Annotated in this window: 18 protein-coding genes and 1 pseudogene; 2 read left to right on the top strand and 17 right to left on the bottom strand. The window is 56.5% G+C overall.

Features of this window, described 5'->3' with window-relative positions; all coding sequences use genetic code 11:
* Positions 1 to 16: 16 nt before the first annotated feature.
* The 8 genes from RNA01_RS20945 to RNA01_RS20905 all read right to left on the bottom strand — a co-directional run bounded on the left by RNA01_RS20945 (position 17) and on the right by RNA01_RS20905 (position 5,905).
* Positions 17 to 418, bottom strand: coding sequence for a DUF3085 domain-containing protein (locus RNA01_RS20945; RefSeq protein ID WP_055971803.1), 402 nt, complete (start codon positions 416 to 418; stop codon positions 17 to 19).
* A gap of 453 nt (positions 419 to 871) precedes the next feature.
* Positions 872 to 1,060: a hypothetical protein gene (locus tag RNA01_RS20935; RefSeq protein ID WP_147182085.1), complete on the bottom strand. Its 189-nt coding sequence runs from the start codon at positions 1,058 to 1,060 to the stop codon at positions 872 to 874.
* A complete protein-coding gene (locus tag RNA01_RS20930; protein ID WP_147182084.1) occupies positions 1,050 to 1,688 on the bottom strand; it encodes a hypothetical protein in 639 nt (212 codons plus the stop codon). The genes RNA01_RS20935 and RNA01_RS20930 overlap by 11 nt, the downstream gene beginning before the upstream one ends.
* The gene (locus RNA01_RS20925) at positions 1,685 to 2,758 is read right to left on the bottom strand and encodes a hypothetical protein (RefSeq protein WP_055971800.1); all 1,074 of its coding nucleotides are present in this window, start codon (positions 2,756 to 2,758) and stop codon (positions 1,685 to 1,687) included. Before RNA01_RS20925 ends, RNA01_RS20930 begins: the two co-directional genes overlap by 4 nt.
* Positions 2,759 to 2,853: 95 nt before the next feature.
* Positions 2,854 to 3,438, bottom strand: a complete 585-nt coding sequence (locus RNA01_RS20920; protein WP_082496416.1) for a DUF1419 domain-containing protein — start codon at positions 3,436 to 3,438, stop codon at positions 2,854 to 2,856.
* Between the two features lie 42 nt (positions 3,439 to 3,480).
* A complete protein-coding gene (locus RNA01_RS20915; protein WP_055971794.1) occupies positions 3,481 to 4,185 on the bottom strand; it encodes a hypothetical protein in 705 nt (234 codons plus the stop codon).
* Between the two features lie 11 nt (positions 4,186 to 4,196).
* Complete coding sequence (locus RNA01_RS20910; protein ID WP_055971793.1) at positions 4,197 to 4,802, bottom strand: DUF1419 domain-containing protein; 606 nt, start codon at positions 4,800 to 4,802, stop codon at positions 4,197 to 4,199.
* 128 nt (positions 4,803 to 4,930) lie between these two features.
* On the bottom strand, positions 4,931 to 5,905 hold the full coding sequence (locus RNA01_RS20905) for a DUF3991 and toprim domain-containing protein (RefSeq protein WP_055971982.1): 975 nt from the start codon (positions 5,903 to 5,905) through the stop codon (positions 4,931 to 4,933).
* A 713-nt stretch (positions 5,906 to 6,618) separates the two neighbouring features.
* Between RNA01_RS20905 and RNA01_RS20900 the strand changes: the two genes are divergently transcribed.
* The gene (locus tag RNA01_RS20900; protein WP_055971979.1) at positions 6,619 to 6,921 is read left to right on the top strand and encodes a hypothetical protein; all 303 of its coding nucleotides are present in this window, start codon (positions 6,619 to 6,621) and stop codon (positions 6,919 to 6,921) included.
* A gap of 604 nt (positions 6,922 to 7,525) precedes the next feature.
* On the opposite strand, the gene RNA01_RS20895 is transcribed toward RNA01_RS20900, so the two are convergent.
* Complete coding sequence (locus RNA01_RS20895) at positions 7,526 to 8,026, bottom strand: ATP-binding cassette domain-containing protein (RefSeq protein ID WP_055971790.1); 501 nt, start codon at positions 8,024 to 8,026, stop codon at positions 7,526 to 7,528.
* A 154-nt stretch (positions 8,027 to 8,180) separates the two neighbouring features.
* Here RNA01_RS20895 and RNA01_RS20890 point away from each other — a divergent pair.
* Positions 8,181 to 9,170, top strand: a pseudogene (locus RNA01_RS20890) (CobW family GTP-binding protein).
* A 200-nt stretch (positions 9,171 to 9,370) separates the two neighbouring features.
* On the opposite strand, the gene RNA01_RS20885 reads toward RNA01_RS20890, so the two are convergent.
* The 8 genes from RNA01_RS20885 to RNA01_RS20850 form a co-directional block, all read right to left on the bottom strand.
* A complete protein-coding gene (locus RNA01_RS20885; RefSeq protein ID WP_147182083.1) occupies positions 9,371 to 9,682 on the bottom strand; it encodes a hypothetical protein in 312 nt (103 codons plus the stop codon).
* Between the two features lie 167 nt (positions 9,683 to 9,849).
* Positions 9,850 to 10,149, bottom strand: coding sequence for a hypothetical protein (locus RNA01_RS20880; protein ID WP_055971779.1), 300 nt, complete (start codon positions 10,147 to 10,149; stop codon positions 9,850 to 9,852).
* Between the two features lie 715 nt (positions 10,150 to 10,864).
* Positions 10,865 to 11,386 carry a hypothetical protein gene (locus RNA01_RS20875; protein ID WP_055971776.1) on the bottom strand — a complete coding sequence of 174 codons (522 nt, stop codon included), beginning with the start codon at positions 11,384 to 11,386 and terminating at the stop codon, positions 10,865 to 10,867.
* Positions 11,387 to 11,553: 167 nt separating this feature from the next.
* Positions 11,554 to 11,988 carry a transposase gene (locus RNA01_RS20870; RefSeq protein WP_055971773.1) on the bottom strand — a complete coding sequence of 145 codons (435 nt, stop codon included), beginning with the start codon at positions 11,986 to 11,988 and terminating at the stop codon, positions 11,554 to 11,556.
* A 2,164-nt stretch (positions 11,989 to 14,152) separates the two neighbouring features.
* Complete coding sequence (gene repC, locus RNA01_RS20865) at positions 14,153 to 15,367, bottom strand: plasmid replication protein RepC (protein WP_055971766.1); 1,215 nt, start codon at positions 15,365 to 15,367, stop codon at positions 14,153 to 14,155.
* 156 nt (positions 15,368 to 15,523) lie between these two features.
* On the bottom strand, positions 15,524 to 16,495 hold the full coding sequence (repB, locus tag RNA01_RS20860; RefSeq protein WP_055971763.1) for a plasmid partitioning protein RepB: 972 nt from the start codon (positions 16,493 to 16,495) through the stop codon (positions 15,524 to 15,526).
* Positions 16,492 to 17,718 carry a plasmid partitioning protein RepA gene (repA, locus tag RNA01_RS20855; RefSeq protein ID WP_055971761.1) on the bottom strand — a complete coding sequence of 409 codons (1,227 nt, stop codon included), beginning with the start codon at positions 17,716 to 17,718 and terminating at the stop codon, positions 16,492 to 16,494. The genes repB and repA overlap by 4 nt, the downstream gene beginning before the upstream one ends.
* Positions 17,719 to 18,305: 587 nt before the next feature.
* On the bottom strand, positions 18,306 to 19,070 hold the full coding sequence (locus RNA01_RS20850) for a YoaK family protein (protein ID WP_055971758.1): 765 nt from the start codon (positions 19,068 to 19,070) through the stop codon (positions 18,306 to 18,308).
* Between the last annotated feature and the right edge of the window lie 103 nt (positions 19,071 to 19,173).

Below are 19,173 nucleotides of genomic sequence, written 5' to 3'. Positions count from 1 at the left end.
AGCGGACGATGATGCGTCAGCCGCGTTGGATGACCGAGATCTGCATCGCGTCTTCCTCAAAGGCGAAAGACAGATGCGTACCGCCAGGGCTGGCCGCGATCATGGCCTCGAGGCTCTCGGCATCGATGAAATCGACACCATCATCGCCCCCGAAGGTCTGGCGTTTGACCTCGAACCAGTCGTCGTTTTGCTCGGGGTGGCATTCTTCGGCATAGACGACCAATGGCTTGCCGTTTTCGGGCAACTTTCCGTTGGACATCAAATACACCCCATGATCTCCAACAAGCCAGAGGCCGGGCTTTTCGCCCTTTCCGGGTTCGAGGCCATAATAGGGATCGCGGAAGCCGCCATTGGCCTCGGCGTCGGCGCGACCACGTGCGATGACGTCGAGGACGGATTGGACCGGGAAAGTCAGCATGGTCGATCCTCCGTCAGACCGCGATGGGAAGCGGCGGGATCTCATTTGCCACCGACGCTGGTTTTACGGCGGCCGCAGGTGACGGCGGCGTTGGATCCGGATCGTCATCATTGGCGGCCAGTGGAATGAGGCGGCTTTCCGATCCGCCAGGCCGTCCTGCAAACGGTCGGCGCGATGAAGAGGGGAAGAACTTCATGGGCATGTCTTTCACCATTGGTTGGGACGAACGACCATGCCGCCGGATCTCGATCCGTCGGAGCATAGCATTCGCAGTTTCGGGATTTGGACTGGAGAAATTCGGCGCTGTCCTCGCCTCTTCAGACTTTCCAATCCAGCTTTTCACCGCTGCATTGGCGATGGCCGGTCAAAGGCCGCTTTAGCGGCGAAGCCCGCCCTTGACGGGCTGGAGCCACATGCGGCAGGGGTCTTCTTTTCTTCCCCTTCCTTTCCCCTTCACAGGGTCCGGAACCAGAAGCGACGGTCGGCCTCCAGCCGTACTCGCTTGGCGCACGCCTCCCATTCTGGCATCAGCCGCGCCTTGCAGCGTATGATAAGGCGTGTCACACGGCGCGACCGTTCGTCATCATCGCCAAACAGATCAGGGTTGGCCCTGAGGCGCCACAGAAGACGCTCATAGTTCATCGGAGCCACTCCAGACGTCCGCAACGTCGTCGTCCAGTCGAACTTCAAAGGGGCCGGGCCAGTCCCGGATCCATTGTGGAGCATCACCTTCGTGACGCAGATCATCCCTGATCTGCGCATTGGCATCCCACTCTGCCTCTGTCGGAAATCGTTCGAGGAGCAGTGACAGCGCCACGGTCCAGTCTTTTGGTTCAGAGACATCAACCTCGATCGCCTGATCATGGCGCCAGATCTGGGGCACGAATGTCAGTGTCACGCGCCGGTCTTCCAGCGAGACGAAGGGCGGACGCCGATGTCCGTCATCCAATATTTGCGGCTCGTGGTCTGGACTGTAGCTCCGGGTTTTCTCATAGTCCGGGTCGTCCGCTTCATCGACGAGATAGCCGACCACTTCCTCGGCATAGCCGGCCTCGATCACGCCGATACCGCGGGGATTGAGGCTGACGGCAAATCCGTTACCAAACAGACGTTCGTCGGCCGCGGTCATAGCGGCCCGGTGGTTTGTGGCATCGACTTCAACCTTGACCCGGACCACGGCGTAGACATGCACGAAATGCTTGCTGCACGCGGGATCGGCAGAAACCTTTGCAGTTGCCGGCGGGATGGAAGATGGTGCTTTCTCGCTCATCGACGTCCTCCTTCATGCATTTCCAGCTTCTTCAGCACGCGGGCGGCGGCATCCTCGAGCGGTGTTGCGAAGTCAGGACCATTCTCTGTCCATTCAAGCACTTCGAGAACCGCCGGGATAAATCCATAGTCGAACGGTGCATGGCGATCGATCAGCTCCCGTCCAAGATGGTCATGGATCTGGAGCGCGCAGATGGCAGCCGGGCGCGCCCAGCGCCGCAGTTCGATCGAACCGAGCTGGGTCCAGAGCAACATCAGAGCGTGAATGTTCCGCACCAGCGGCTTGTCGTGTTCGAACAGGATCCGGTAGTCCTGCATGGCCTCCCAGCAGCACAGGGCCGCGTCCAGTTGTCGGCTATCGATGTCGGCGATGGCCGGCGCAGGCGTGGCGAAGGACTCGATGAACCGGCGGATCGTGGTCAGCGAGTTGCGACCGCCAGCATCGAGCAGGAACTGGTCGTGCGGCAATCGCCCTGTCATCTGGCGGTCGATCGCACCGCGCATTCGCTCAAGAACGGGATCAGCTTTTGAGAGATCAGGCGCGCCGGGAAGGTATCTCAGGCCCTCGGCCGGCCTTTGTACCTCGTTTGCTGCGCGCAGTTCCTCGAAGAGATCACCGCTGGATCGGCCTGCGCATTCCGTCGCGGTGATCAGCATGACGCAGGCAGCGAAACTGTCGGGTCTCTGCGATGGATGCCGGGACCATTCGAGTACTCGGACTTCCGAAAGCGTTTCGGAGCGTGCGACAATGTCCTGCAGAATGAACTCCCAGGAGCTTGGTCGCAGATCGATTTCGATCCGGTCCCGACCATCGATCTGGTCGCGCCAGCATTCGGCAACGATCCGGTTCAGTTCGCTCTTCGGTGAGCGGCGAGACGTTTCATAGGCTACCGATAGATCGCCTGCGGCCAGGCTGAACGTCAGGGCAGCGCCGCTGTCGGTATAGAGCAACAGCGCGTTGTCGACCTCACCAGCATCGAACACGCTGGAGAGAACCAGCCGTTCAAGTTCGGTGATATCGGTAAGTGGGATCGCCGGGTTGATGACAATGGTGGTTTCGAGGTCGTCCATGGAACTCTCCTTTTTGGAAACGGAGAGGCCCGAAGCGATGCTCCGGGCCAGCTGATCGAAATGAAGTTTGTTGACCGCCGCGTTGCTGGTGTCAGTCAGTCCTCGGGCAACAGCTGCTGTACCTCCTCGGCACAAAGATGCGCGAGCAATTTGAGAACAGGCCGGAAGCCGGGCCTGCGAATAACGATGGTCCTGAAGCCTTCATTGCCGGGCGGCCAGACCTCGTCGGCATAGCCGCGGTCTGCGCCCGCAGCGTTCCAGATGCGTTCGAGCTTTTCCTGGCGGATGTCGGGGACAGGTTTGCCGGATTCGCGTGCAACAATCGCCGCCCGCATGGTCTCGGGCGTCACGGCGGGATCGGTGACGCTGACGAAACCGTGGAACCAGCGTTCGCCATCACTGGTCACGAGGCTGAAGAGGACGGACCGGATCTGTTCGGGACGGCGTCCGGGGAGAACAGTCAGACCTCCGGGCCGTAGACTGGCGAGGAACAAACCGGCCATCGCGCGCGCCGCGGGCTCCTGCAGCTCGAACCACTCACCGGCGTGCAGGATACCGGTGAATCGTCGCAGGGACATGGGTGCTGTATCGTGCCTCGACAGCAGCGCTCGAACTTCAGCTGCAGGCGCCGTCCCCGTGTGGATCCGACGAAACGGTGAAAAGAGAGAGGTGGTAGGCATCCGGATCGCTCCTTCGAGGATGGGGCTGGGACAGGACTGACGTCAATCCGTCTCGTCGCAGGCGAGGCTGTCGAGATATGCGGCCAGCGCTTCGGTATGCCGGTCCCGATCAAGCCAGCGGGAGATTTGCAGCAACAACGTGAAACTGTCCCATCCGGCGGTGGCGGCGATGCCCTCCAGACGGCTGCGGGTTTCATGCCCGCCGGTGTCGATACCAGGACTTTCTGGCACCGGTTGAGTTGGCTGCTCGTTCGACATTTGCTCGAGCATGTCGGTCGTCGAGGAATACTGAATTGCCGTGCCGGTAATGCGCATGACACTGCCGCCAAAGCCGTCTGCGCACATCTTCGAGCAGGTAAACGCCGCCCAGACCACGATTTCCTCGATAGTATTGGAGCGCCGCACAATATCCTGCAGGATCTCGGGCCAACCACCCTGGCTGGTGGTCAGGTCGATCTCGATATAGAAGCCACGCTCGGCCTCGTCTTTGGCATCGAATGCCGCAAGCAGGTTGGCGATATACTCGTTGAACCGGCTTTCCGATCCAGGAGAGCCTTCAAGCGCCACGCGCAGTTCGTCTTCGCGTGGTGAGATCCATTCGTTAGGACTGTTCCAGGTGCTGAAGAAGGTCCCGTCGCTCCACGCCTCTTCATCGAAAACAAGAGAGAGCATCAGACGCTCGAGCGGTGTCATGTCGCTTGCCGGGATGTCCGGCGTCACGACAGTCTCGGTGCGGTAGTCTGCCATGTCACGCCCCCTTACGCTGCGATGAAGACGGGAAGGTGGCGCAGATGCACCGGCAGTTTGGCGGCGATCTCGTCGTCGGTCAGGTCTTCAAGGAGCTTGAGTATGCTGCCGGTGGCACCGCCATAAAGCATCACTGTGCGCTTGCCGCGTGAGGCGTACGGCCAACGATCGCCGGCATAGCCGCGATAGTCGTCGGCCGTGCTGCTCCAGATATGGTCCAGCCGCTCATCCCGGGTCATGGCGCGCACCGGTCGGGTTTCGCGCTCGGTGATGGCAAGCCGCATGTTCTCGACTGAAGAGGTATCAGAGAGATCGCAATAGCCGTGGAAGTGGCGGATCGATCCATCGATGCGCAGCGCGAAGAAGACACTGGTGATCGATCCGGTCAGAAACTCGCGCATGGCGAACATCGACCCGCGGATCCACAGCGGTGGCAGGATCTCGAACATGTAATCGTGTTCGCTCTCGCGGATCTCGAACCATTCTCCGCTGTAGAGCCCAGTTGCATCGACGTTCCAACGATCAGGTCGCTGGGCGTGGCGGTCGAACATGCGGAACATCTGGTGGCGGTCGGCGACCCCCTGATAGACCTTGCGGATTGCGGGTGAGGTATTCATTTTCGGCTCCTTCGGAGTTGCTCCGGACCGATGCGCGGCGCTGTCCTCTCGACCTCACCATCCTCTTCAGTCCTTCATCACCCCTCCCGAGCCGCCGGCATCGCGTCCGGCCGGGTCAAGGGCCGGCTTCAGGCCGGGCGAAGCTTCCCTTGATGCGGCCGGCGCGTATGCGGCACGCCTTCCCTTTCCCCCCTTCTTTTTCTTCGTTCCGCCTCCCTCTCCTGCAGAGCCTCGTTCCAGTCGTCTGCAGGAGGCCGCAATCGCTGCCAGCCGCAGCCCGCTTCTTCGGCAAGGGTTCGAAGCCGATCGGCGAACGTGTCGCCCTGCGTGTTATTGTCAGTTGCCGCGACCAACTGGACGCCGGAAGAACCGGTAAGTACGCGCAGCGCCGCATCTGTTGCCGGAGACCACCCCCCGCCGGTACTGAGATAGAGGGTACCATCACGCAGACCCTCGAAGGCAGCAAGGCTCATGGCATCGATCGCCGCTTCGGTGACGCAGAGTCGGTAAGCCGCAGACCGGCCGAGACGAAACAGGACCTTTGTTCCCCCCGTCGAAAAGCCCCTCCATTCCGGGCCGCGCTCCTCCCAGCCCGTGATTGTGCCAAGATCGTTCGTGTGGGCGGCCCACATGCTGCCGTAAGGTCCTTCGCGAAGATGGTTCTGGGAAATGGCAGCATGAAGTGTATGGGGTGGCAGCAACCTTACTGCCGAGAGATAGTGCCAGGTTTGCGAACCAAGCCATGGACGACGTTGGCGGTTCCATCGGTCGACAATTGCAAGGTTTGGCCCTGGGACACGACCAACCATCCGTCTGGCGGTGTCTTGCGGGACATAGCCGATAAGCTCGGCAACGCGCTCGCGCGCTGCCTTGAACCCTCCGCCATCAAGATGGGCGACGAGCGAAAATACATCACCCTTGGCTTCGGAAAGCGGGTCGAACCAGCCGTGACCGTCATGGATCGTGATGATGATTTCGTTTTCACGGCGATACTTTACCGCCCGCCGTGTGCTCTCTTTCAGATCAATGAGGAACCCCGCCTTTTCCAGCACCGCAGAGCATGGCACACGGTTGCGAAGTTCCTCGATTTCCTTCTTTTCCATTCTCTTCTCGGCCTTTTTTGCCGCCCTCTTTTTGGGTTGCCTTCCCGCAGATTTCGCGAGACCCCATCTGTCAGCCGCGAAGAGCATGCGGAGGCAAGGGCGCGGCGGGAGTTGCTCGGAAATCGGGAGCCACAAGCGCCACCTGCCCGCTGCGGCGAAGCTTCCCTTGCCGCCGCCGGCTCGCAAGCGGCACCCGAAGGGGCAGGCCGGTTTCTTGAACCGGGCTCATCAAGGCAGGCTCGATCAAACCACTGAAAGCGGCAATGTCACTGAAGAGCGGGAGCCTCTATCCGGACCGTTGGAAGATTGGAATACGAAACTCGCTAGCCTTTCACCTGGCGGCAGTTTTGACTGCCTCAGACCCCTCCCACGCTTTCGTGGGAACATGCCCATATCCGGAATGTCGAGGGGGCGCCGTGATCGAAGATAAGCGAAGAAATTTCAGGACAAATTCAACAGGATCACATATCTTCCGCAGCGAAGCGGTACGCGCCGCTTTGGGGCGTCGAAACCCCTCATACCCGGTTGGTGCCACCCGTAAGGCATCAGACTCCTTGACCTTTGCGGTCGGGGGACCTGTGGCGTATGCAATAGGTTCTCCGGGACTAAAGGCCATGGGGCCGTGGTATGCGGTTTCGAATCCCCCGATCACCAGGGGTCAATGAGCAGTGGACGGCGGGGGCGCACCGCCGCAGTTGCTTTGGGAGAAACCGTTGGCACAGGATATTGTGTTCACTTTCTACACATACTCGAATGCCGGTGTTCGCGCCGAAGAGCGTTGGAAGCCAACCGGTATTCCGGACATTTTCTTCGACAGTCACCGAAAGGCGCAACGCGCGTTGCAAGAGATGCGCGACGATCTGATTGACGATCCCGAGATGGTGTGCCCGGTTATGAACATCGAAAAGGTGGTAACCGTTCCGATCAGCCCGGCAAGCATTCTCGCGTTATTGAACGAAGGTCTGGGATCTTTTGTCGATCGATATGAAATCGTTGAGACCATTGAGTCCAAATGAACCCGAAGCTTAAACGTTTCGACCGGGATTCTCATGAGATTTCCGCGGCGTCATGAAGAGACGCTCAATGACTATCGGTTTTCATAACAGGAGGCGTTCACATATCGAACGCCCAGGAAGAACAAACGCATCGTTCCCGGCAAAACTGGCACAAAGAGGGCCAACCTGGCTTGCCGCTTGAGATCTTCCCAGGGACGGCATCGTTGAGACTCTACGATTTTGCGGGTGCTGAATGAGCGGTTGCGGCGACTGCGAAACCAATTGCAGGATTGCGAGCGACGCACATATCAAACCTCCAATATCGGCGATTGGAATTGTGTCGATGTCATTCGGACTTGATCCGGCAAGGGCGACTTCGATATCGTCGCGTGTCACATCGCGGACCGCTTTGTGGATCGACACCTGAAGCACAGGTACTCCTGGACGCATGACCAGCACGACGGTTTCCCTGGGCGGGTATCCGGGCAGATGGCAGGTGACTCATTGACGGAGACGAGTGCGTCTTCACCAAGCGTGAGTGCATCGCGCGCCCATTGCTTTATGGCTCGGGCACTTGCGACGACGCCAGGATCGTTTCGTGACAGCGGATTGGCGAAGGTACGGCTCATGCTGGAGCACTCCGCCTGCGGGAAGCACGTGGCGCAAGCACATCGAATAGGTCGCGGATCGGTTTTTGCGGCATGTCCTGTCCGATCAGGACGACGCGGGTACTCCTGTCGTCGTCGGGCCAGGTGTGGAGGCGGTGACCCACGGCATCAAGACATCTTTCCAGATCGGCTTTGTCTTCGGCGGTAATTCTCCCGAGTAAACCCCTCCTCTGCCAGAAGCCGAGCGATATGAGGTCGATCACATGGGCGGGAAAGCTTCGGTCGATCTCCGACTGCTGCGGAAGATAGGCAAGCCGCTGGCACCGGCTCTCGCAGCGTCCACTGATCGGCTTGATAACGCCTGCAATCTCTTTAATCAGAGTCGACTTGCCCGACCCGTTGGCTCCGACGACTGCCGTCATCGATCCATATTCCATATTGCCAGTAAGATGGTGTACGGCGGGGTGACTGTCATAACCGAGAGTCAAGTCTTCGAAATGCAGGCAAATGCCGGTCATGGCCGCTCCGGAGGTTGACACTATCCAACAAGGTAATGTTATTACATGTTCCTATCCTATGTTATGTAATAACGTTTCCGCAACAGAGTGCAAGCCCGGTTCGATGCCTGCGTCCGTAATTCGCTATCAACCGGTCAATCGCGAGGACAAGATCATGACCCAGCAGACCGCCCCGACTCCCGTCATGGTGCTGACCGGATACCTCGGTGCCGGGAAAACGACCCTCCTCAACCGCATTCTCTCCGAGCCGCATGGCCGGAAGTATGCAGTGATCGTCAACGAGTTTGGCGAAGTCGGCATCGACAACGATCTCATTGTCGATGCCGAGGAAGACGTATTCGAGATGAACAACGGCTGAATCTGCTGCACGGTTCGCGGCGATCTGATCCGCATCATTGAAAGCCTGATGCGACGACGCGACCGCTTCGACGGAATTCTGATTGAAACCACCGGCCTCGCTGATCCCGCCCCTGTCGCTCAGACATTTTTCGTCGATGAGGACGTACGCGCCAAGGCCCGACTCGATTCCATCATCACCGTGGTCGATGCCAAGCATCTCATCGGCGAGATTGGCCGGGCCCATGAAGCACAGGAGCAGCTTGCTTTTGCCGACACGATCATCGTCAACAAGACGGATCTAGCTTCTCCGGAAGAACTGAAGGCGGTAGAGGACCGCATCCGCCGGATCAACCCGACCGCCAGCATCCTCCACACCCAACGCTGCGCCCTCAATATTTCAAGCCTTCTTGATAGGAGGGCCTTCGAACTCGACCGCATCCTTGAGGTCGATCCGCACTTTCTTGAAGAGGCGCACGATCACGAGCACGACGACCATTTGACCAGCTTCTCGCTTGTCGAGCGCGATCCCCTTGATCCGGAGAAATTCTTCCCCTGGCTGCAGATGATCATCCATGCCTTTGGCCTGGATATCCTCCGTCTGAAAGGAATCATTTCCTTCTCCGGTGATGACGACCGTTTCGTCGTTCAGGGCGTCCATATGCTGCTGGAGGGAGACCATCAGCGCCGGTGGAAAGATGCAGAAGAGCGCGTCACTCGGCTCGTATTCATCGGTCGCGACCTGCCGAAGGATGTGATCACCGATGGTTTCCTCAAATGCCGGGCTCTCAGCCAGGCATCTGAGTAGGCACTCAAAGCAGATGTCCTGCTCTTTCAGACGCTGGCTTGGGCGATGGTTTGCAGTAACGTCTCGCCGGAAACCGCCTTGCTGCCGCGGCTAAAGGCCACGGTATGCCTTGGATACGGGGCTAAGTGACGAGGCCCCTATCCGACCACCAGCAAGGAGCAACAGATCATTGCTTCTACCGCGTGGTTGTCGCCGGACATCTATATATCATTCGCGTGAACCGTCAGGTTCTTCAAAAGGATCGATCGGCTGCTCACCTTGCGGTAACAATGGTCGCTCACCCCCATTCTCCGGTGATCCGAGCCCATTCGCCGCAGGCTTAGTTTTTGCTGCGATACCCGTTCCACCAAGAGTTGAAGGTAGTTCTGCCGAAATTGAGGCATTTCGATTTCGCCGGCAATCCATTGCTCGATCCAAGCCAGAAAGGGGGGATCGGTCTCCATTGGAAAGCCTGCGCTCCGAATTCGCTCGAAAACCCTTTCAGCAATGTTTCGTCGTTGTTCATTCTTCATCGGCTGCCACTCATTTGATTTGCGAGCGAAGACTGTCTATCGCTCAATCGCAAGGAATGTGCGCGGCGGCTAACGGTAATCTAGCGTGCGTATGGGCCAGTCTATGTGTCTATATTGATCAGTAATATCACGCGCCTCATGCAGAACATACCATGAGTATCTGCATTTTATCGAACAATTCCAAGGCGTTCACCAATTCTCGGCGCGTGCGGCTGCGCGGCCAGCTTGGTCATTTCGATGATCGTTTCCCGAGATATATCCTCGATCTCATACCCTTGGCTCCGGGCCCCCTCGGTGAGGGCTTCCAAACTAAGGAACTCTTCCAGAACGGTGCCAAGCCAGATCTCCCTGGACTTACCCATGAACGCTTGCAGGAAAAAGGTACGCAACGGCGGATCAAAGCCGATCACGGCGTGACGATCGGTTTTGCCCCCCTTGGTGACTGTGATTTTATGTCTGCGATCCAATAACCTTCTCCTTTCTTGCAATGTTACATCTTAACTCGGCAATGTCCGCGTTGAACCCACTGCCACCAAACGCCGCGATGGCCTGTTACATGGCTCGTCGCTCGTCGACTGAGGGAGCTATCGCGAACCGCCCTCTCAGTTTACTGGTGTCTCTTGGCACTCGATTGCAAGGCGCCGCGTACAACCATCCGAACAAGATAATAAGGTATTCAATCTGAGATCCTCACCGCAATATTGGAGCGTGATCCAGAATTATCCACCCGAGAGACCATAGTTGCCCTCGATCAACTTAATCAAAAGCCCCAATACGATAGTGGTTATTTTCAGGATGGCGGTGTTAAGTGCTGAAACCGCACCGCAAAACCTTAAATTGGGTACTGATATCGGCAGAAACGGGCGCACTCTCGTAGGGGACGGACGTTTCAATCAGACCCATTAAGTGCAGCGGAGCGGAAAAAGGCCATAGGTGCAGCGATTGATGTGATCAGAAAAGGTTCGCGGCGATTATACCGCTCGGGCCTCAGCGAGGAGTAGTTGGCAATTGCAGTGCCTGCAGCAGGACACCCCTGACTTCGGCCGCACACAAATCCTAGCCAAGCGCCGCGGTTTCACTGGTTGGTTGAGCCAAAGAGTCCGATCGCCGCGGAAAAGATTGCCTTTCGAGTTTCCGAAACGGCTTACAACTCATCACGGGCTACAATGACAAGCAACAGCGTCACACGCTTTCGAGCCGATTGAGCACAGACTGCATCCACTCGTTTTCCTCCCGAAGTTTTACGAGCATGAGGCGTTTGAGGTAGCGATTGTCAGCCTCAAGCAGCGCGAGCGACTCTGGTGCGGCATGCCGACTGTGAGCGTTAGGGGATTTGAGCTGTTGCAAACGCCTTTCCTGGCTCCCCCTTCCCTTTTGCTTCTCTGCCAGCCCATTCGCCGGCCCTACAAGATCGTCGGCCTTCGCCTGGTCCGCAGATAGAATTTCACTCGACTGGTCATCGAGTTCCCCAATATCCAACCTCTCGCGCGGAATATTTTCGCGACCTGCAAGGATAGTTGATTTTTCGTCTTCTGAGTGCGCTTCCGAAATCAATGTTGGAAAGGCTCTATCAACTGTCACCATCGACGTTGAGGCATACGGTTCTGAGATACCCTGTGGCACCGCCTCGTCGGTCTCAATCTGCCGCGCGACGGCCTGCAGATCGAGATTGCCCCAAATGGAAGCCGATCGTGGCTTTGCCACGCGCCTGCTCGTCTTGTATTCGACGACAAAATTAGATCGTGGTGTTCTCATGTTCCGGATATTCAGAATTGGATGGAGTGAAAAGACCAATCGATTTGGACCGATGAAAACGCGCTTGCCCCAGAGGTACGTGCGCTCCTATGGCACGGACGCCGCATTACAACATGCTACTTCAAGCCCAATCTGCGGCGCAAATCAGCGTTTTCTGTTCGAAGTTTTTCCGCCAGAAGTTTGCGTAGCCGGCGGTTTTCTTCATCGAGCTGGATGAACTCCGCAAACTCGTCATCTTCTGCAATAGCGGATTGCGAAGTGGACCCAAACGCCTTTTTCCACTGATAGTAGGCCTGGTCGGAGATGCCGGCCTTCTCTACTGCTGCTTTGAGGGTATCTCCAGCCGCAACCTGCTCGTCGATGTGACGAACACGCTCGATCTTCTCCTGCTCACTGAGACCTCGGCTCTTGGGTTTCACGGACTTCTTCACATCCCCGCGAGCCTTGCCGGACGCAGCACTACGTGCCCTCGCAGGTAACTTCGCAGCGCGCTGTTCGACCTCAGTCGGTGACGCACCGTCGGCAGGAACATGGTTATCTTCGTCGGCCATTGGTCATCCTCTTTTGTTGCATGATCTTCTCCGTCAGCTCTAAGCGCCTGTCAACTCATCGGTGAAGACTCTGCGATAAACGAGCGATTTATGGCAGAATATGACAGCTCACATCGGACGAATGTTCTCTTATTTGGGAGCTACATTTATCCACCCCGGAGCATTCGACGGGTTTCGAATTGAACACCGCTGCGGTTTCGACCGAGGGGTAGAAGGATACCGGGGCCTAACAGACCGATGGTTCAATGACAGTAAACAGCGCGTCCATCTTCACGGCGAGGCGCTAACTGAATCAGTTACAACATTGTTTCAGCCCTTATATGCGCTGCATGTCCCGGTTAGGGTGATGCTTTACGGTCAAGGAAAATCTCAGTGTAATGTAACAGAAGACGCCTGCGCGATGTGAAATGGTCATGCACAAGACACCCAAAAAGATACAATATGGAAAACTGTTTGTTTTCCGCATATTAGTCGCTGTGGGAGCTCCCACAGAAATCCAGCGGTCTGTTTGCGCCTGTCTCGGGCCCGAAACCGAAGGATGGTAACGAAACGGCTGTCGCTCTCATCTGCGGCACGTACTGCAGCAAGCCTTCACGGTCTTGCGCAAGAGGGTTGTGACGATGATGAGTACGATGTTGCCCTCGCCGAGGGAGGCGGAAGTGAGCAGCTCTGGGCCCCTGTGATTGAATGGTGCATCGCTGGACGAGACCAGATCGAATAGAGCTTTGGTGAAGGCATTATACAAGCGTTGCCTAATCGGAGGGCCGACTGCCTTCGCGAAGAGTAGGGACAAGTTCTCTTCCAGTTACCCGGACCGGAGGTGGTTGTTCAGCGGTCTTTCCATGCCACGCTTCTTCACGAGCGTAGCGTTGCAGAGTCGACGATTTTAGGCCCTTTTCCCAATAACCCTTGGTCGCCACTCTCGCGCGCTTCCGAGCCATTGCGGGGAAAATCGTTTCCAGTGGTGGGCGTCCTCACGAACGCGGTTTATGACGCGCACGTGATGCGCCTTTATATTGGCGCCGCCTGCCCGTTCTCCATATCACGGAAGGCACCGGTTGCTCCTCAGTTAACTGCTGCACCGTTGCCTGGCGCGGCGCCGCGGCTAGCCAGCCTGATGGGAAGTGGGCGTGGTCCCTGCCCGCATGTCATGCTGACACCTCCATTTCTGCTTTGAAATCCCGCGACTGTGGAACCGAACGGTCATCACCGCATGAGCCTTCGTGTTGTCGGCATCCACGTCGAATTCAAGTTCGAATTTCGTCTATCTGACCCGTGCCACCGTCCCGAGCCGTATGTTCTAGACGTCTTTTTCATCTGTGTTCCCTAGCTCCAGGAAATGAGGTGATATCAGGTACCCCCACGCTTATACATTCAGACTCTTTAGTACTGCGCTTATAAATCATCGCTCTACGCACAATCAGGATATCGCTTTATATCCCCTCATAGCGGATGGTACCGATCGAACCATGGCAGCGGCTTCGTTCGATTAAAGCCGAACAGCCACTGGGTCTCCCCACAAAGACCAAGCTCGCTTAAACAAGATGGGATCAGGTGGATGATGTGGGTGGATCTATGTTCTGAAAGGCCGGTTCGATGTGCCGTCGTCAAGAGCGCGCCTCTCTGTTGCGAATGACAACCGGGGCAGGTGTTCGCTGATCCAATGCTTTGGGTAGCGGGACAAGACCGATCCATTTAATGCTGAACGATCGCCGCCTTCGTAGCTCGTTCAGCCGGAAGATCTGGCTGCTGCAGGGCAAGATGAGCCAATCGCTCGCAGCGATTATCGGCCGCGGCGTCAAGAACTCACCGAGGAGGCGCGAGAACGCAGCAAGCAACTGCCTATCGATCGAGACTGCTGAGCGGATGGCCGATGGCTGTAACATTTGCCGATCTTGCTTCCGATGGACATTGAGGTCTCGCAAATGGAAGGGCAATAGCCTCATCTGCGGCACTCGGGCACACCCTGCACAAAGTGCTGTATCCAACGGTCGTGGCTGAGGGTTTCAATTCCTGCGTCAACGGCGAGATTGCTGGCGCCATTATTCATATCAGCACGTAGACCCGTAGAGCCACGGGTCGGCTACCGTCGTTCGCACCACGTTCTCTTGGCAACGCATCTCCAAAATATTACGACAACCGAGGAGGGGCCCTCTCACCGTGCTTATCCCGCATTTCGCCCTTCCCGCGGGCTAACGTTTAGGAGCGCCATGACCATGGGCCCGATTGAAAATTCGCCACGCTCAGCCCTTCTCGTCAGATCTCTGAGATAGCCCCCCGGAGAATTGATCATATTCGCTTTCTCGAGAATGCAGGCAACCGCTACCGCAGCATTCTCAGGCCCCATAACCTCGCAGGCTTCTTGGTAGGCGGAAGCGCTGATGCCGAGCATTGATCGAACGACGACTCCGGCGGACATGAACTCTCGCCAATTCGCGATTTCACCATTCTTGCCGTAATCGGCAATCTGCGGGCATGCTCTCATCACCAACCCTAGCGGAAATACCTTCGGCGGCTCGCTCCGTTGCCTGTTACCAGCACTCGACTTCGCCCCCAGCCCTTTTTCGGAGCTTGGTTCAAGTTCATATAAGGATTCGGTTTTTGAATTCTGTATGTGCTGCTCAATACGGGCAGCATTGCTGCTAGAATTCTTCTCTTTATCATACGTTTCCAGTCGGTTGAGCACTTCTTCCTTCAGCATTTTCATCTCATCGAGCAGACTTGTCACCACCTCGATGTCTGCTTTGCGTGGAATGCGGGATACGAGCCGCACATACATGTCCTCAATGGCGTCCCAGTCTCCATCAGCAGCCTCTTCGATTGCCGCAGAAACAAGCTTCCTGACGTCTCGCCGGCAAACGGTCAGTGCTTCCCTGGCGTTCTTGAGGGCAACGCGGTCGGCCAAAGTCTGCTGTGCCATAATGGCGAACTCGTCAGCGCGTGCGAGCAGGGGAGACAAATCGAAGCCGAAGGCATGGTTGACAATGCCAGAGTTATCCTTCCGCGCGTAACGCTTTCCATTTGCGCTGTCCTTTCGGACAATCAGCCCGGCTTCGACCAGAACAGCGATATGCCGCCGAAGTGTCGAACCAGGCATACTGTGAGCTCGCAGGGACAGCTGAATGTTTGACGGGAAAACGATGAGTTGCGCATCCTGACGCAGCTCATTTTCGGGATAGAAGCTTAGGAGCGCGTCCAGGACCGCAAGGCTGTTGGACTGTATTGCCAACAGCTCAATAGCCACGGAGATGTCCCGGAAGACTTTCCACTTGTCTACGCTTTTGCCTGCTCTGATTTCCCCGACAGCTTGTTGCCGCCGTACGAGGGCAAGAGATATCGGCCGCCGTCCGAACGGCGTTGTAACATTTCCGCTTTGCATCGTTCTTTACCTGTCAGCAGGCAAAAGAAATTTGTTCGCCAAATTGGCGCCGAAGACTCTTGACGATGATTCTCGAAAATGCGATTCTGAGCTTGCTAACGAACAGAATAGGGCTTCCGAGACGGCGACGTTTTGGGGGCTCTTTTCTTTTGCGGGTTAAGCTTCCTTCTCTTTTTCATTGCTGGCCTGATACTCCTCGTAGAGTGAGGCCAATCGTTCGAGCACGAAGGTCGCGAAGTCTGGCGTCGCCTTCTTGTCGATTGTTATTTCGAGTTTTGCCCGGCTGTTCTTAACTTGGGCCAAGCGGCTACCTGTGGATGTCGACAGGACGTCAGGAGCACCGCGTCCAAGACGAGCGGGTTTCAGATAAGAGATAACCTTTTTGAACCGGTCCTCTGATGGAAGGGCGCTCAGTGAGCGAGCCAGATCGAGAACCTTTGGAAGTTCTGGAAACTTTTCGACAAGCTCCGCCAATTGCTGCCAGTTACCGCGTCCTACACCCGGCGCCGGTCCGATAGCATCGACTAGATCGGCTGGGAGGGCATCCACAAGCGCCATCATGCGCGAGACATCTGCTCTGTCGATCGACATCGCCGCGACGATAATCTCGCGTGTGAACCGATCCTTGAGATTGGCGGCGAACCGCGCTTTCTCGATATAGGTCAGGTCTGCGCGTTCATTGTTTTCTTGTCCCTGTGCGATCACCAACTGCTCATCGGTGAGCTCACGGACAATGGCCTTCGCCTTGATTCCGAGTTCTTTGAGAGCCCGCAGGCGACGATGGCCGAACGCAACCTGATATCTATCGGGAAACTCGGGATGAAGACGAACGAGAATAGGTACCTGCTGCCCTTGTTCAGCAATCGAAGACTTCAAACCTTCGACATCACCGTCCATACGGTCTTGAACAAAAGAAGGTTCGATAATGGCGGTGTCGATCTCGATCACCGCCTGGCCTTCCATCAAACTCTTTTCGATCTCCTCAGCGCGCCGGCTGCGGTCGTTCAGGTCTCCAACAGACCGCTTGATAGCTGACATCGGTTTCGCGGTCCCTTGGAGAGGCCTGGCGAGCGGTGGCGCGGTTCCCCCTGGTGTGGGGAGGTCGGCGAAGAGATTTTTACGGCTCATGTTCTACCCCATGTCTTTTTGATGAGGCTCTCAATCTCGTGATTGACACTGTTCATCGATTCGAGTGCCCGATCATAGGTGGCGCGGTTGAACTGACTTCTGTCGACCTCAAAGAGGGTCTGGTTGGTCAGGCCAGCGTCTGAAATCGCGGTACTCTTCACCATTGAGTTGACCATTACATTTGCACCGAACAAAGACCGCAAAAACGCGACCATCTGGTGCTGAGGCCCGTCGGTGGGTTCAAAACGGGTGACGAGATAGCGCATCCAGTTCTGCTTATCTTCAGCTCCCGCTTCCCCAATGGTGTCTAAGAGGTCACTGGTCATTGCCAAAAACTGATTCATGGACAGAACATCGAGCATCTGAGGATGGACTGTGATGAGGACGGACGTGGCCGCGGTCAGGGCTGAAAGCGTGAGATAACCAAGTTGGGGAGGGCAGTCGATAACGACGACATCATATGCATCGGCAATTTGGTCGAGTGCATCTGACACGCGAGCGAAGAATAGCCTATCGCTGGGATCTCGTTTTGCGAGAGCCATGGGAGTCGCGTGCTCGAACTCCATGAGTTCAAGATTGCCGGGGATCAAGTGAAGGTCAGGGATATACGTCGCTCGGACGATATCCTGAATTGGCCGTCTCTCCTCATCATACCGGATAGCGCCGTAAATCGTGTCGTTTTCGCCGACATCCGTCTCCGGTTGGCTGCCAAACAGTGCTGACAAACTCGCCTGGGGATCAAGATCGACGGCAAGGACGCGGTACCCACGAAGTGCGAGGTACTGGGCAAGATGTGCCGAAGTTGTTGTTTTACCGGAACCGCCTTTGAAATTCATGACCGCAAGGACCTGCACTTCTTCACCATCGCGGCGATGCGGTAGGTATCGCCCAGCGGGCCGGCTGCCTGCGTCCATATATTGGCGTATCTTGGCGATGTCTTCGACAGAATATACGCGACGGTTGCCCGGACCAGAAGCCACTTTGAAGTTCAGGCTTTCATCCTTCTCCATTTCGCTAACGATGGTCCGCAGATATCCTTCTGCACAATCGAAGAGCTTCTCAGCCTCTGCTGGCGAGAAGTTTCTGATCGTCTTGCGTGCGTGAGGCGGGAACACCTTCGTTTGGTAGGCTTGAAGTTGGGCCGAGAGCGCAGCCGAATGGTTTCGGACAAGATCCCGAAAACCCGAAAACTCCTCGATGGGTGCCAAATCCAAATTCACCATTGCCGCACTTTCTTCCCCAAGATACGGAGTTTTGCCAACGCACGGCTAAACTCCGCAAACAGATAAGACGCGATTTTCCGATTTCCGCAAGCGCTTTATAGTTAATGAAATATTAACGCGGGACCTTGCGCATCGCGTATGGAGCCTGAATTTCGCCTTAAACCGCTAGAAACAGGCGGTTGTTTAAACTTTTCAGTCACTAACACGGGTTGTCAAAAAAAGAGTCGATAAACCGCGTTCGATTATCTTTACCCTCCGAATGGGTGCACCTATTGAAGAATCCCTCCCCATCCAGCTGACGTGAGTCGGCACAAGCTGTGACGCAGACAGGGGCCAACGGCGGTTGTTCAAACGCAAGAAATTCGAGATTGATCGGTCGGCTCGAGTGCCTTCCCGGGAAACCTTGACCAACCCGCAAAATTAAGTGGCCTCATCGTCCAGTGCATGCCGCCACTACGTTTGGAATAGATGCACAGGAGTTCTTGCGCTGCCCCGCAGTTGTAAGAAAAACAACATTCCTCAAATGCAGGATAATTGACTAGGCCTCGTCGAGATCGCCGAAACAACCATGGTGTCCCTCGTTCTTTTCATCGCTCGCTTCGTGGCGGCCAACGAAGTCGTCTTGTGGCAGTGGTTGTGTATGTGCCGCGCCTTCGCCGGATACCTTTAAACGAAATCACAAACAGCAGCGCTGCACAGATCAGTAACAGGTATCCGCCCACATGCTGATAGGCGAACACGCCCAATACACCTCCGGTGAGGAAAGCTCCGATCGTCCAAATGTGTAGCGTGAGCCTTGTTCGGTTCTCGGCCGCGTGGGCGTCCGGTTCTCGTCCCCGCAAAATGTCCATCGCGATACCGAGCTCAATGCCGATATCGGTTGCCATGCCGGAGATATGTGTCGTCCGCACGCGAGCGTCAGAGATCCGGGTGACGGTCGCATTCTGCAAGCCCATCAAGAATGCCAAGCCAAGAGTGAGTAGGGGAGGGCGCCACGCCGCGAGTAACCAGATGTCCGCGATCCCGAGCAAAGCAAGCAGGATGGCTTCTACGAGAATACTATAGGCGTAAATGGCAGCGATACCGCGGCGTCGACCCGAATTGATAAGGAGGGATGAGATCGCTGCGCCGAGGACGAAAATGATGACCACGGCAAGGAAAAATAGCGCCTGATTCCATCGCGCCGTTGCAAGATGATCAGAGAGAGCCGAAACATTACCGGTCATGTTGGCCGAGAAGAAACCGACTGCATAAAAAGCCGCAGCGTTCAAAGCCCCTGCAATCAAGGCCAGTGAGCAGGCGAGGTTTAGGTTTATCCGCTCGTTGCGGGCGGAGCCTTGGCTGATCAACATACACGCGATCCAACTTGTTCAGCGCGTAAGATTTGCGCCTGCTCCGTCAATAACATTGCCATTTGCATTGCGGCAATCATAACAGGGAGCCTTGGCGAGATTG

Origin of the sequence: Paenirhizobium naphthalenivorans, from assembly GCF_007992095.1 — a bacterium.
Taxonomy (GTDB): domain Bacteria; phylum Pseudomonadota; class Alphaproteobacteria; order Rhizobiales; family Rhizobiaceae; genus Allorhizobium; species Allorhizobium naphthalenivorans.
This window is presented reverse-complemented; position numbering and strand designations above follow the sequence as displayed.

Bases quoted from the DNA above. Each gene is read 5' to 3' on its own strand.
- RNA01_RS20945 (WP_055971803.1), bottom strand. From the start codon at position 418: ATGCTGACTTTCCCGGTCCAATCCGTCCTCGACGTCATCGCACGTGGT.
- RNA01_RS20935 (WP_147182085.1), bottom strand. From the start codon at position 1,060: ATGAACTATGAGCGTCTTCTGTGGCGCCTCAGGGCCAACCCTGATCTG.
- RNA01_RS20930 (WP_147182084.1), bottom strand. From the start codon at position 1,688: ATGAGCGAGAAAGCACCATCTTCCATCCCGCCGGCAACTGCAAAGGTT.
- RNA01_RS20925 (WP_055971800.1), bottom strand. From the start codon at position 2,758: ATGGACGACCTCGAAACCACCATTGTCATCAACCCGGCGATCCCACTT.
- RNA01_RS20920 (WP_082496416.1), bottom strand. From the start codon at position 3,438: ATGCCTACCACCTCTCTCTTTTCACCGTTTCGTCGGATCCACACGGGG.
- RNA01_RS20915 (WP_055971794.1), bottom strand. From the start codon at position 4,185: ATGGCAGACTACCGCACCGAGACTGTCGTGACGCCGGACATCCCGGCA.
- RNA01_RS20910 (WP_055971793.1), bottom strand. From the start codon at position 4,802: ATGAATACCTCACCCGCAATCCGCAAGGTCTATCAGGGGGTCGCCGAC.
- RNA01_RS20905 (WP_055971982.1), bottom strand. From the start codon at position 5,905: ATGGAAAAGAAGGAAATCGAGGAACTTCGCAACCGTGTGCCATGCTCT.
- RNA01_RS20895 (WP_055971790.1), bottom strand. From the start codon at position 8,026: ATGACCGGCATTTGCCTGCATTTCGAAGACTTGACTCTCGGTTATGAC.
- RNA01_RS20885 (WP_147182083.1), bottom strand. From the start codon at position 9,682: ATGAAGAATGAACAACGACGAAACATTGCTGAAAGGGTTTTCGAGCGA.
- RNA01_RS20870 (WP_055971773.1), bottom strand. From the start codon at position 11,988: ATGGCCGACGAAGATAACCATGTTCCTGCCGACGGTGCGTCACCGACT.
- repC (WP_055971766.1), bottom strand. From the start codon at position 15,367: ATGCAAAGCGGAAATGTTACAACGCCGTTCGGACGGCGGCCGATATCT.
- repB (WP_055971763.1), bottom strand. From the start codon at position 16,495: ATGAGCCGTAAAAATCTCTTCGCCGACCTCCCCACACCAGGGGGAACC.
- repA (WP_055971761.1), bottom strand. From the start codon at position 17,718: ATGGTGAATTTGGATTTGGCACCCATCGAGGAGTTTTCGGGTTTTCGG.
- RNA01_RS20850 (WP_055971758.1), bottom strand. From the start codon at position 19,070: ATGTTGATCAGCCAAGGCTCCGCCCGCAACGAGCGGATAAACCTAAAC.